General features: G+C 50.7%; 12 protein-coding genes. 6 read left to right on the forward strand and 6 right to left on the reverse strand.

The features are described 5' to 3' along the window. Window positions 1-2 precede the first annotated feature (2 nt). Both HRH59_RS16950 and HRH59_RS16955 read right to left on the reverse strand, forming a co-directional pair. On the reverse strand, window positions 3-794 hold the full coding sequence (locus HRH59_RS16950; protein WP_173502466.1) for a general secretion pathway protein GspB: 792 nt from the start codon (window positions 792-794) through the stop codon (window positions 3-5). A gap of 30 nt (window positions 795-824) precedes the next feature. Next, complete coding sequence (locus tag HRH59_RS16955; protein WP_173502467.1) at window positions 825-1,748, reverse strand: ExeA family protein; 924 nt, start codon at window positions 1,746-1,748, stop codon at window positions 825-827. Window positions 1,749-1,845: 97 nt separating this feature from the next. Here HRH59_RS16955 and HRH59_RS16960 point away from each other — a divergent pair, with 97 nt between their 5' ends. Beyond that, window positions 1,846-3,075, forward strand: coding sequence for a multifunctional CCA addition/repair protein (locus HRH59_RS16960; RefSeq protein WP_173502468.1), 1,230 nt, complete (start codon window positions 1,846-1,848; stop codon window positions 3,073-3,075). Here the strand turns inward: HRH59_RS16960 and HRH59_RS16965 are convergent. The 3 genes from HRH59_RS16965 to folB are packed head-to-tail and all read right to left on the reverse strand — an operon-like array spanning window position 3,072 to window position 4,719. Then, the gene (locus HRH59_RS16965) at window positions 3,072-3,875 is read right to left on the reverse strand and encodes an undecaprenyl-diphosphate phosphatase (protein ID WP_173502469.1); all 804 of its coding nucleotides are present in this window, start codon (window positions 3,873-3,875) and stop codon (window positions 3,072-3,074) included. The genes HRH59_RS16960 and HRH59_RS16965 overlap by 4 nt on opposite strands. Next, a complete protein-coding gene (gene folK, locus HRH59_RS16970; RefSeq protein WP_173502470.1) occupies window positions 3,872-4,366 on the reverse strand; it encodes a 2-amino-4-hydroxy-6-hydroxymethyldihydropteridine diphosphokinase in 495 nt (164 codons plus the stop codon). The genes HRH59_RS16965 and folK overlap by 4 nt, the downstream gene beginning before the upstream one ends. Further along, window positions 4,366-4,719 (reverse strand): dihydroneopterin aldolase, encoded by a 354-nt coding sequence (folB, locus tag HRH59_RS16975; RefSeq protein WP_173502471.1) that lies wholly within the window; start codon window positions 4,717-4,719, stop codon window positions 4,366-4,368. The genes folK and folB overlap by 1 nt, the downstream gene beginning before the upstream one ends. Before the next feature lie 138 nt (window positions 4,720-4,857). Between folB and plsY the strand changes: the two genes are divergently transcribed. Further along, the gene (gene plsY, locus HRH59_RS16980) at window positions 4,858-5,463 is read left to right on the forward strand and encodes a glycerol-3-phosphate 1-O-acyltransferase PlsY (RefSeq protein ID WP_173502472.1); all 606 of its coding nucleotides are present in this window, start codon (window positions 4,858-4,860) and stop codon (window positions 5,461-5,463) included. A gap of 145 nt (window positions 5,464-5,608) precedes the next feature. Here plsY and tsaD read toward each other — a convergent pair whose 3' ends face one another. Continuing rightward, window positions 5,609-6,622: a tRNA (adenosine(37)-N6)-threonylcarbamoyltransferase complex transferase subunit TsaD gene (gene tsaD / locus HRH59_RS16985; RefSeq protein ID WP_173502473.1), complete on the reverse strand. Its 1,014-nt coding sequence runs from the start codon at window positions 6,620-6,622 to the stop codon at window positions 5,609-5,611. A gap of 180 nt (window positions 6,623-6,802) precedes the next feature. Between tsaD and rpsU the strand changes: the two genes are divergently transcribed. From rpsU to HRH59_RS17005, 4 genes are all read left to right on the forward strand, one after another. After that, window positions 6,803-7,018 carry a 30S ribosomal protein S21 gene (gene rpsU / locus HRH59_RS16990; protein ID WP_027671378.1) on the forward strand — a complete coding sequence of 72 codons (216 nt, stop codon included), beginning with the start codon at window positions 6,803-6,805 and terminating at the stop codon, window positions 7,016-7,018. A 173-nt stretch (window positions 7,019-7,191) separates the two neighbouring features. Next, window positions 7,192-8,946, forward strand: coding sequence for a DNA primase (dnaG, locus tag HRH59_RS16995; protein ID WP_173502474.1), 1,755 nt, complete (start codon window positions 7,192-7,194; stop codon window positions 8,944-8,946). An 84-nt stretch (window positions 8,947-9,030) separates the two neighbouring features. Further along, complete coding sequence (gene rpoD, locus HRH59_RS17000; protein ID WP_173502475.1) at window positions 9,031-10,872, forward strand: RNA polymerase sigma factor RpoD; 1,842 nt, start codon at window positions 9,031-9,033, stop codon at window positions 10,870-10,872. A gap of 851 nt (window positions 10,873-11,723) precedes the next feature. Further along, the gene (locus tag HRH59_RS17005) at window positions 11,724-12,392 is read left to right on the forward strand and encodes a hypothetical protein (protein ID WP_173502476.1); all 669 of its coding nucleotides are present in this window, start codon (window positions 11,724-11,726) and stop codon (window positions 12,390-12,392) included. The last annotated feature ends 22 nt before the right edge of the window (window positions 12,393-12,414 follow it).

Below are 12,414 nucleotides of genomic sequence, written 5' to 3' on the forward strand. Positions count from 1 at the left end.
GGCTAGCTGCCCGGCCATTCTGTCAGCGCTGCCATGCTGAACAACTGGCTACCCCACTGCAACAGCACAAATTGCGGCGTAATTTCTTTAATACGGATATCTGCCGTTACCCACTGGCCTTCCTGCAGCGTTTTGCCGTTTACTTTCACCCAACGTTGGCTGGCCGTGGTGGCATAAACATGCGCATCAAAGCGCAGCGGCGGGATCTGCTGCTGCAGTTGCCGCTCAAGGCTATTAATATCGCGCGCCGGAGCTGCAGCATTGCGTTGCACGGTATTACTACGCCGGCTGTCTTCGGTAGCCTCTATCGCCGAAGCAAATTTATCCCTCAGCTCTGCTGATACCTCAGGGTCAACAGCAGGCTCAGGCGTAGCCGCTATTAACGGCTGAGGTTCCGCTGCAGCAGTGCCTGCTGTCACCATCGCCATGGCAGGTTCACTGGCCAGCTGCTCCTGCACCACTTGCGGTTGCAGCGGTTGCGGCGTTAGTGCCCGGGTTAATTCGGTAACAACAGCCGGTGCTGTTTTATCTGCTGCCGCTTTATCTACTACCGCGTCGCCGGCGTGGCTTAATGCCGCCAGAATAGCCTCGGGTTGCGCCGGTATCACTACCTCTGCAGCAGGAGTTACAGTGGGTTTAACCAGCGGCATTAACAGATAGGCGGCGACGGCGCCGGTTAGCAGCGCCAACAGTAAGGCCAGCGCCAATGCCAGTTTACGCCAAAACGCGCTGCCATCTGCCACCACCGCTGCGGTTTGATGTTGCTGTTTCAGGGCTTGCATTAAAATTGACATAAAGTTCAAAACCCGGTTAGTGCTGCGTGATTAACTGTGCAGCAGCGGCATCAACACCACTGCCAGGCTAAAGCCCAGCACTATAGCGCAAAGGCCCAATACAGGCCAGAACCAGCGCGGCGGTGCAACCTTGTTTACCTGCTCAGACAACGGCAGAATTTCCGCAGCAGCCTGTTGCACTAATTTATGGCTGACGATGGCCTGTTGCTGGCTATAGGCACCAAGCAAGGCGCGATCTGCCATCAGATTTAACAGCCGTGGTATACCGCCACTAAGCTGAAACAGCTTTTTTACCGCGGCATCACTAAATACCGGCCGGCTGCAGCCCGCTACCTGCAATCGAAACTTAAGGTAGTGTTTTACTTCATCCAGGCTAAGCGGCAACAAGTGATAGCGCGCCGTAATGCGCTGCGCTAACTGGCGTAAATCATTACGTTTTAACAGTTGCTGCAGCTCCGGCTGGCCAATCAAAATCACCTGCAGCAACTTACGGGTATTGGTTTCCAGGTTGGTAAGCAAGCGCAGCTGCTCCAGCACCGCCGGCTGCAGATGTTGCGCCTCATCAATAATTAACAACGTATGCTTGCCGGCGTCGTGGTTTTTTATTAACCGTGCTTTTATTTTGTCGCCCAACAGCTTTAAGCTGGCATCGGCTTTTTTGTAACGGATTTTCAGCTCATCGCAAATGGCCGCCAACAGCTCCAGCTCAGATAAGGTCGGGTTTAAGATAAAAGCCACCTCGGCACTTTCATCCAGCTCCTGCAATAAACAACGCGACACGGTGGTTTTACCGGTTCCCACTTCACCGGTCAGCAGCACAAAGCCCCCGGCCTCCCCCAGACCATAACGTAAATGTGCTAACGCCTCGGCATGGCGCGGGCTTAAATACATAAAGTCAGGGTTGGGGGCGATGGAGAACGGGGCACTGGTTAAGCCGAAAAATCCGCTGTACATACTGCTTCCTGCTGGTGATGGCGCTGCCATTTGTTGCGACCGTGCATTTTGAAAGACGACGGGTATAATGGCAAAAAAATTGGCAACAGGAAAGCCGGTGCAACGATATCTGGTAGGTGGTGCAGTACGCGACAGTCTTTTGGGCTACCCGTTTCACGAGCGGGATTGGGTGGTGGTGGGCGCAACACCGCAGCAAATGCTGGATTTGGGCTATCAGCAAGTCGGTAAAGACTTTCCGGTATTTTTGCACCCGCAGACCAAAGAAGAGCACGCGCTGGCCCGTACCGAGCGTAAAAGCGGCAAAGGCTACACCGGCTTTAGTGTCTATGCCGCAGCGGATGTTACGCTGGAGCAGGATTTATTGCGCCGTGATTTAACCATTAACGCCATTGCGCAGGCCGATGACGGCACTTTAGTTGACCCCTTTGGTGGCGTGGCTGATATTAAACAAAAAATTCTGCGTCACGTGTCTGACGCCTTTGCTGAAGACCCGCTGCGCGTGCTGCGGGTAGCACGTTTCTATGCCCGCTATGCCCATTTAGGCTTTAGTGTTGCCGCAGATACCCAAGCGCTGATGCGCAGGCTGAGTGACGAGCTCAGCACTCTGACGCCGGAGCGGGTATGGCAGGAAACGGCCAAAGCGCTTAGCGAGCAAACGCCACAGGCGTATTTTCAACTGTTACGCGATACCGCGGCGCTGGCAACACTCATGCCTGAGCTGGATGCACTATGGGGCGTACCGCAACCACCGCAGTGGCACCCGGAAATTGATACCGGCGTGCATATGCTGATGGTACTGCAGCAAGCCGCGCTGTTATCACCGAGGCTGGATATCCGTTTTGCCGCTCTGGTGCATGACTTAGGCAAAGGCATTACCAGCCCGGAATTGTGGCCATCACATCATGGTCATGAACATAGCGGTTTGCCGCTGATTCAGCAGCTGTGCGACAGGTTACGGGTACCGAATGACTGTCGCGAGCTGGCATTGCTGGTGTGTGAATATCACCAATTGGTGCACCGCGCCCGGGAGCTTAAAAGCAGCACAGTATTAAAGCTGTTTGATGCCATTGATATCTGGCGCAAGCCTGAGCGGCTTAACGACATCTTATTGTGCTGCACGGCTGATTTACGTGGTCGCACCGGTTTTGAGCAGGCAGAGTACCCACAGGCTGCCTATTTGCAGGCACTGGCCGGCGCAGCGCGGCTGATAAATGCCAAAGAGTTAGTGGCACAGGGCTTAACAGGTGAAGCGATAAAACATGGCCTGCAGCGTGGCCGCCTGTCGGCAATTAAGGCGGCTAAGCTGCAATGGCAAGCAAAAAATTAAGCGGCACTACCCAGCACTGCCAGCAGTACTACACCCAATAACAAGCGGTAGATAACAAACGGCAACATGCCCATGCGCTCTATGACTTTTAAAAACAAATGAATACAAATAAAGGCGCTGACAAAAGACAAACCGGTTCCCAGCAAGATCGCCGTTATATCGTAATGGGTAGGCTCTGCCAGTAACTTGCTGCCCTGATAGCCACCGCTTAATATGATAATCGGGATAGACAGTAAAAAAGAGAACCGTGCCGCACTGACTCTGTCCAGCCCCAGCATCAGCGCGGCAGTCATGGTAATACCTGAGCGTGAAGTGCCGGGAATAAGCGCAACAGCCTGGGCTATACCAATCAACAACGCTTGTTTCCAGCTTAGCTGTTCCATGCTTTGCACTTGTTTTGCCGTAGCATCTGCCAGCCACAACGCCAAACCAAATACGATGGTCGTGATAGCAATAACATAAGGCGAGCGCAGGAAGGTTTCTATCAAATCAGCTGCCAGTAAGCCGGCTAAACCAGCCGGAATGGTAGCTAATATCACCCACCAGGCCAGTTTACTCCCGGTGCTGTGTTTGCCACCCAGGCTTTGAAACCAGCCCACCGTTAACTGGCCGATATCACGGCGGAAATACAGCATTACGGCTAATAAGGTGCCGACATGCACAGCAACATCAAACACCAGCCCCTGATCCTGCCAGCCAAATACGGCAGAGGGCAAAATAAGATGAGCAGAGGACGAAATAGGTAAAAACTCGGTAAGACCTTGAATAATAGCTAAAATAATCACTTCCACTGTACTCACTGCTTATCACTCCAGTTAAATGGCACCGGCCATAGTTTTTGTCGTTTATCATAGTTTTGCCACAAGCGGGCATAGCTTTGCCCGCTGCCCGGATGCAGCACATCCGGCGCTAATTCGGCCAGCGGCCACAATACAAAGGCGTTTTCGGTTATTTCCTGCCGCGGCAGAATGACAGGGCTATCGCATATTACGTCATCATAGGTCAGCAGGTCTAAATCCAGCGTGCGGCCGCAAAACTTCTCTGCACCGCGCACTCTGCCAAACTTATCTTCAATCTGTTTTAACAGCGCCACGCACTGCGCAATGCTTAAATCGGTGTCGGCCGCGGCCACCATATTGTAAAACGCATCACCACTAAAACCGACCGCCTCGCTTTCATACACGGATGACAGTTGCACCGCAGCAAAATGCTGTTGTAAGGCGTGTACGCCGGCACGAACATAGTATTCACGCTCGATATTGCTGCCAATGCTGATATAAATACGCGCCATCAGCTGCGGCTCCTGACAATATGTACACCCACAGTTTGCGCTTGTTTCACCGCGCCGGGCTTACTTACTGTCACTTCCACTTTAGTGGTGGCAAACTCACTCAGCAGCAGTTGCGCAACCCGCTCGGCCACGGTTTCAATTAGCTCTATCGGCGCAGCAGTAATAAGCTGAGTGACTTTTTCAGCAATAACCGCGTAATCCAGCGTTAATTTAATATCATCTGATGCGGCCGCACTGCGTTGATCTGCCGTTAGCGCCAGATCGAGAAATAAGCTTTGCGTTATCGCCTTTTCCCACTCATAGACCCCAATTACGGTATCAACTTGTAGCTGTTTTATAAAAACTATGTCCATTCAGTTACATCCGCATTGCGTTATTTCTCGTATCAGGTAGGCTGGTCGGATAGGCAAAACTGCGAAAACCCTATATTCTGCAGGCGCTACGCCGGGATGCAATCTTAACGTAAAAACTGGTGCTGAGGAACCGCCTTAATGACCCCGCTGATTGGAATTATGATGTTGGCTGCCTATTTGTTAGGCTCCGTTTCGTCGGCAGTGCTGGTCAGCAAGCTGTTTCGCTTACCCGACCCCCGCCTACACGGCTCCGGCAACCCGGGCGCCACCAACGTATTACGCCTGGGCGGTAAACTACCGGCCATTTTGGTACTGCTGTTTGATATCTTAAAGGGCACCATTCCGGTGTGGGGGTCTTACTTTCTTAAAATTGAGCCGCTGTTTCTCGGCTTAATTGCTATCTGTGCCTGTGTCGGTCATATTTTCCCGCTGTTTTTTGGTTTTAAAGGCGGCAAAGCGGTGGCAACGGCCTTTGGTGCCATGATGCCCATCGGGCTGGATTTAGCCGGTTTGCTGATCGCCAGTTGGCTGATTATCGTGGCCCTCAGCGGTTACTCCTCGTTGGCGGCTATTTTAACCGTTACCTTAGCACCGCTGTTTACCTGGTTTATAAAACCGCTGTATACCATACCGGTGCTGATGCTGAGTATTCTGATTATTGTGCGCCACCGCGAGAATATCGTTAGGCTGTGGCGCGGCAAAGAAAGCAAAGTGTGGGATAAAAGCAAACGAATTCGGGAGTGAACAGCAGCTTCGGCTGTGCTTTCGGTTGCAACTCCCACTCTGGCTCGCCACAGCAACTCGCCCTACTGCCTACGGCAGGGCTCAGACACTCTGTGGCGCCCAAATCGGGATTCCAACCTTCAGTCCAAACTACTGACTTATCAAATTAGACCGCCGGCAAGTCCTGCATTGGCCAGCGCGGTGTTACGCCGATAGTTAAATCCTGCTGCTGCCCGGCCGCTAAACGGTAATACCCCGCCAGCGCTATCATGGCGCCATTGTCGGTGCAAAACTCTTTGCGCGGATAAAACACTTCGCCACCATGGCGCTTAAGTAACTGCGCTAACTGCTCACGCAGCGACGTATTAGCACTAACACCACCGGCGATCACCAGACGTTTGTAGCCGGTTTGCTGCAGCGCGCGCTCACATTTAATCACCAGGGTATCTACCACAGCCTGCTGAAACGAGGCTGCAATATCGGCTTGTACCTGCGTACCGCTGCCCTCTTTGGCTATGACATTCGCCGCAGAGGTTTTTAAACCGCTAAAGCTGAAATCCAGCCCGGGCCGGTCAGTCATTGGCCGCGGAAACTTGTACTTTTTACTGTCGCCCTGGGTCGCCAATTTTGCCAGTAAGGGGCCGCCGGGATAATCCAGCCCCATGAGTTTGGCGGTTTTATCAAAGGCCTCACCGGCAGCGTCATCAATAGACTCGCCTAGCAGCTCATAGCGGCCAATACCTTCGACGCCCACTAACTGAGTGTGGCCACCCGAGACCAACAGCGCTAAAAACGGAAACTGCGGCGGGTTGGCTTCCAGCATCGGCGCCAGCAAATGGCCTTCCATATGATGTACTGCCAGCGCCGGTTTATTCCACGCCATAGCCAAAGACCGGCCAATAGCTGCGCCAACCAACAAAGCGCCGGCTAAACCCGGCCCGGCAGTATAGGCCACGCCATCAATATCGGCCGGCTGGCAGTTAGCTTCGCGCAGCGCTTGTTTAATCAGCGGTATGGTTTTGCGGATATGGTCGCGCGAGGCAAGCTCCGGCACTACACCGCCGTAATCGGCATGTAACGGGATCTGGCTGTACAGGACATGGCTTAACAAACCCAGCTTGTCGTCATACACGGCAATACCGGTTTCATCGCAGGATGTTTCTATACCTAAAACTCGCATCTGTGTCTCAATTCCGCTAAAATGGCCGCCATTGTACCGGCTCAGTTCATTCAGAGCCAGAGGATCGGATTTAGATCGCAGAACTGCTTTACATCGCCCTGTCTTTTTGCGTAAAATGCCGCACCATTTTTAATCGTATTGGTTCACAGATAACCAATTTGGCCCTGAGGTGAGAATTTAATGCCTGTTGTTAAAGTAAAAGAAAACGAACCGTTTGACGTAGCATTACGTCGTTTCAAGCGCTCATGCGAAAAAGCTGGTGTATTAGCTGACGTTCGCGCTAAAGAATTCTACGAGAAGCCAACCTGGATCCGTAAGCGTAAAAAAGCAGCAGCTGTTAAGCGTCATGCTAAGAAGCTGTCTCGCGAAAACGCACGTCGCATCAAGCTGTACTAAGCCTAACCGGCTGTTAGTACCCGCTTAGCGACACCGGTGCTGTCTGCTGTGCACACTACGCCAGCAATGCTAATAGCAAAGAGCAGCCCGATGTAACAGCGCAAAGTCGACATCTGCATACCGTGCCCGCAAGGCACGGTTTGTCTTTTTCTGAATAACGCCGAAGGAAAAAGGTGGCAGGACAAATCCCCAGACAGTTTATCGACGAGTTGTTGGCCCGCACCGACATCGTTGAACTGATAGACCAGCGCGTACCGCTGAAAAAAGCCGGTAGAAATTACGCTGCCTGTTGTCCGTTCCATAGTGAAAAATCGCCCTCTTTTACCGTTAGCCCCGACAAGCAGTTTTACCATTGCTTTGGCTGTGGCGCGCACGGCAATGCCATCAGCTTTATGATGGAGTTTGAACAACTCGAATTTGTTGAAGCCATTGAAGAGCTGGCGCAGCAACATCATCTTGAAGTTCCACGCGAGCAAGGCACCGGCCCTAAACGCCCTGCGGCGCAGGCTGATGATTATCACCTGATGCAGCAAGCCGCGGAGTTTTATCAACAGCAATTACAACAGCACCCTAATGCTGCCATGGTGCAGCAGTATGTTGCCGGGCGCGGCTTAACAGCGAAAACCCTGGCCGACTTTGCTATTGGCTACGCGCCGGACGGCTGGGATAACCTGCTTAAACGCCTAAGCCCGGGCAACAATAAGCCACTGCGCGACCAGTTAGCTGAGCTGCGGCTAATCAACCGCAACGACAACGGCCGCGAGTATGACTTTTTCCGCGAACGCTTAATGTTTCCCATCCGCGACAAACGCGGCCGCGTTATTGCCTTTGGTGGCCGCGTGTTGGGCGACGGCACGCCGAAATATTTAAATTCGCCGGAAAGTCGTTTATTTCATAAAGGTCGCGAACTGTATGGCCTGTACGAAGTGCGCCAACAACCGGGCCATGTTGAGCAAATACTGGTGGTTGAAGGCTATATGGATGTGGTGGCGCTGGCCGAACACGATATCCGCTTTGCCGTGGCCTGCCTGGGTACTGCCACTACGTCGGATCATATGCATACGCTGTTTCGCTATACACCCAAAGTGGTGTGCTGCTACGACGGTGACCGTGCCGGTCGCGATGCCGCCTGGCGTGCCTTGCAAAGTGCCCTGCCGCAATTAAAAGACGGCGTAGAATTAAATTTTGTGTTTTTGCCCGACGGCGAAGACCCGGACTCACTGGTGCAAAAAGAAGGCAAAGCTGCGTTTTTACAGCGTATTGCCGGCGCCATGCCGCTGAATCAGTACTTTTTTGAGCATTTGGTGCAGGAATTTGACCCGGCTACCGATGCCGGTAAATCGGCGCTATCGGTAAAAGCCGCTGAGCTGATTAAACAAATACCCAGTGAATTTTATCGCGACAGTTTAAGCGATAAATTAGCCAACCTGCTTGGCAAGCCGCGTGAGCGCACAAAAGCCGGCGTAAACCGCGCGTCAAACCGGGTAAAACCGGCGGCGATGAAGATAACACCAATGCGCCGTGCTATTGGTTTATTGCTGCAGTACCCCAACTTAGTTAACTTAATGCCGGATGCGCCGGAGTTGGCTGAAGCCAATATTCCCGGTATTGCCTTGTTATTATCACTGCAACACCGGCTGTTGCAGCAACCTGAGCTGACGACAGCACAGTTGATCGAGCAGTGGCGGGATTTACCCGAACACAGCATTTTAATGACACTGGCCACCTGGGATCACCAGATAGCACAGGAACAATTATCACAGGAATTTGTCGATACCTTTCACTCAATAGAGGATCAGTATCTGCAACAACGGCTGGAAGCCCTGGAACGAAAAGACAAATTGCAACAACTGACGAAAGCCGAATGGCATGAGTACAAACTGCTGTTGCAAGCGCTGAAAAGCAAAAAACCAAAGCTTGTGAACTAATGCGGCTGGCTAGAAAAGCCGCGCTTTGTTATAATCGCTAGTTCGCAATTTTACATTAATCAAATTGGTGGAAGATAAGTCTCTATGGAGCAAAATCCTCAGTCGCAGTTAAAACTCCTGATCATTAAAGGTAAAGAGCAAGGTTATCTTACCTTTGCTGAGGTGAACGATCACCTGCCGCAAGACATTATCGATTCAGATCAGATAGAAGACATTATCCGCATGATCAATGACATGGGTATTCAGGTGTTTGAAAGCGCCCCTGATGCCGATGACTTGATCATGACCGATGCCACCACAGATGAAGACGCCGTTGAAGAAGCGGCACAAGCCTTAGTCAGCGTGGACAAAGAACTGGGCCGCACTACCGACCCGGTACGGATGTACATGCGTGAAATGGGCACCGTAGAGCTTCTGACCCGTGAAGGCGAAATCGACATTGCCAAGCGCATTGAAGACGGCATTAACACGGTACAAAGCTCTGTAGCAGAATATCCGGAAGCCATCACTTACCTGCTGGAGCAGTGGGATAAGTACGAAGCCGAAGAAATTCGCTTAAGCGACATTGTTACCGCCTTTATCGATCCGAACGAAATTGACGATGCGCCGGTTGCCGGCAGCCATATCGGCTCTGACGTGCCGGAAGATAAAATGGACGACGATGACAGCGACGACGATGACGACGATGATAGCGACGCTGACGACGGCGACACCGGCCCGGATCCGGAGATGGCCCGGCTGAAGTTCGGCGAACTGCGTACCCAGTACGACGTTACCCGCAACTCGATCGTGAAAAACGGCCGTGAGCACGCTACCACCAAAGTTGAAATTGAAAAATTAAGCGAAGTGTTCCGCTGCTTCCGCCTGGTACCAAAACAGTTCGATCGCCTGGTTAAAAACATGCGCGAAATGATGGACCGTGTGCGCGTGCAGGAACGCATCGTGATGAAACACTGCGTTGAATACGCAAAAATGCCGAAGAAGAACTTTGTTAAAGCCTTTACCGGCTTTGAAACCTCTACGGCATGGTTATCCGCAGAAATTGCGGCTAACAAACCTTATTCTGCCAAACTGCAGGAAATGCAGGAAGAACTGGTTCGCAGCATTGAAAAGCTGAAAAAGGTAGAAGAAGAAACCGGCTTAAGTATCTTTAAAATTAAAGATATTAACCGTCGCATGTCGATTGGCGAAGCCAAAGCCCGCCGCGCCAAGAAAGAGATGGTAGAAGCAAACTTACGTTTGGTTATCTCTATTGCGAAAAAGTACACCAACCGTGGTTTGCAGTTCCTTGACCTGATCCAGGAAGGTAACATCGGCTTGATGAAAGCGGTAGATAAGTTTGAATACCGTCGCGGCTATAAGTTTTCAACCTACGCCACCTGGTGGATCCGTCAGGCCATTACGCGTTCTATCGCCGACCAGGCCCGCACCATCCGTATTCCGGTGCATATGATTGAAACCATCAACAAGCTGAACCGTATTTCGCGGCAGATGTTACAGGAAATGGGCCGCGAGCCGTCACCGGAAGAATTATCTGAGCGCATGCAAATGCCGGAAGATAAAATCCGCAAGGTGCTGAAAATCGCCAAAGAGCCGATTTCAATGGAAACACCGATTGGTGATGATGAAGACTCGCATCTGGGCGACTTTATCGAAGATGCCACCGGTGAATCACCGCTGGACTCTGCCACCATGGAAAGCCTGAAAAACGCTACCAACGAAGTACTGGCCGGCTTAACCGCCCGCGAAGCCAAAGTACTGCGTATGCGCTTCGGTATCGATATGAACACCGACCACACGCTGGAAGAAGTCGGCAAACAGTTTGACGTAACACGCGAGCGTATCCGTCAAATTGAAGCCAAAGCCCTGCGTAAACTGCGCCACCCGTCACGTTCAGAAGTATTAAAAAGCTTCCTTGACGAGTAAGTTCATTAAACAAAAAGGCGCCGTAAGGCGCCTTTTTACTTTGTACCGTGCAAAAAATAAGCAGTTAAACCCGTACCGGCAGATAAGCCAGATGACAAAGCCGGCAAAACTTCTTATACTGCACGCCGCTGCTTATACCGTCTGGTATTTAAAGCGGAAATGGCCCCATAGCTCAGTTGGTTAGAGCGCTCGACTCATAATCGATCGGTCGCTGGTTCTTATGTGGTATAGTAATAACTTGCGTACTTAAAAGGGGATAAAATCAAGGTCTAAAGCCTTGACAGAAAAGAGAGGCAGGAAGTATCTTTGCTACAATACGCTTGCGTATATAAATGACAATTTGGCCCGTTAGCTCAGTTGGTTAGAGCACCCGACTCATAAATAATTGTGACCTATATCCGTAATGATATATGGAAAAATCGGATGAATTGCTGGAAAGCTTCATTTCTTAAGAAATATGCCAATCAGCAGCCAAGCCTAAGAGGCGTCTTAGGAAGGTTCAGAGACTAGGTGGAGCAGCACGAACTTGCTGTGTAATACACCATTAGCGTCCGACACCCCACCGTGTAAACGAGGGTGATGATATAGTCCAGTCCAGTGCGAAAGCATTGGGGTAACTGAATCGGTAGGTCCCGTGTTCAAGTCACGGACGGGCCACCACTCCTCTGTCATTTATCTAGACGGCTCTATAAAACGAGCCTGTTTTTTATTTACCCATACCCACTAGATTTTAATCACAAAAAAGCAACTTGTATCTCATTGGAAAATTTTGTGATTTTCAATTAAATACGCAACAACACTTACTTAAATTAAAAGTGCTGGTATACTGGGTTTATCTCGGAGAAACCTTAATGCCAAAAAAACACTTTATAATTGTCGGCGACATTACAGATGGCTTAATTATTGATAAAGATGGTCAGCCTTCCCAAGCGTTCAATGCATTTGTAGAACACGCTATTCAGAAAGATCTTGCTACCAACACTGTTAAGGCATATGCCGAGCACGTATATAGGTTTTTAAATTACATTTATCGAGCAATTGAGATAACGACAGCGATTGTCGATAAACATTACCTCCGACAAATCATTTATTCATATTCGTCATACTTGATACACGGAGTTGATTCTCCTAATGAACTAGCTCGCAAAATTGCCACTGAGAATAAACGAACAAAGAAACTACAGGTATCTTCCATTGGCCCAATAGACAATGCGATTACTTACTTCATCCGGCTAGGAGAGTTAATCCAATCTGAAGAAGGTCCTTATGCAATCTCACCTCTTTTAGAGGCGATCAGCTCACCTCGAAGTCTTGCTGAAAAGTCGAAGATGAAAGCTAACAGTATGTTGGCAGGTGTTCTCAGGGGAGGGCTTTCCGATATTGAGCGAGTCAAGTACGGAATTTCGACGCTACAAATAGGTGGAAAAAAGGCAAAGCAATCAAAAAAGTACATCACCCGTTCAGTAGATCTTGAAGTGATTGCTGATGTTATAGAGGCGTCACCGGGTAATACCCCCTAAAAATAACTGACGTCAAAAGTAG

Source organism: Rheinheimera lutimaris, assembly GCF_013283795.1.
Classification (GTDB): domain Bacteria; phylum Pseudomonadota; class Gammaproteobacteria; order Enterobacterales; family Alteromonadaceae; genus Alishewanella; species Alishewanella lutimaris.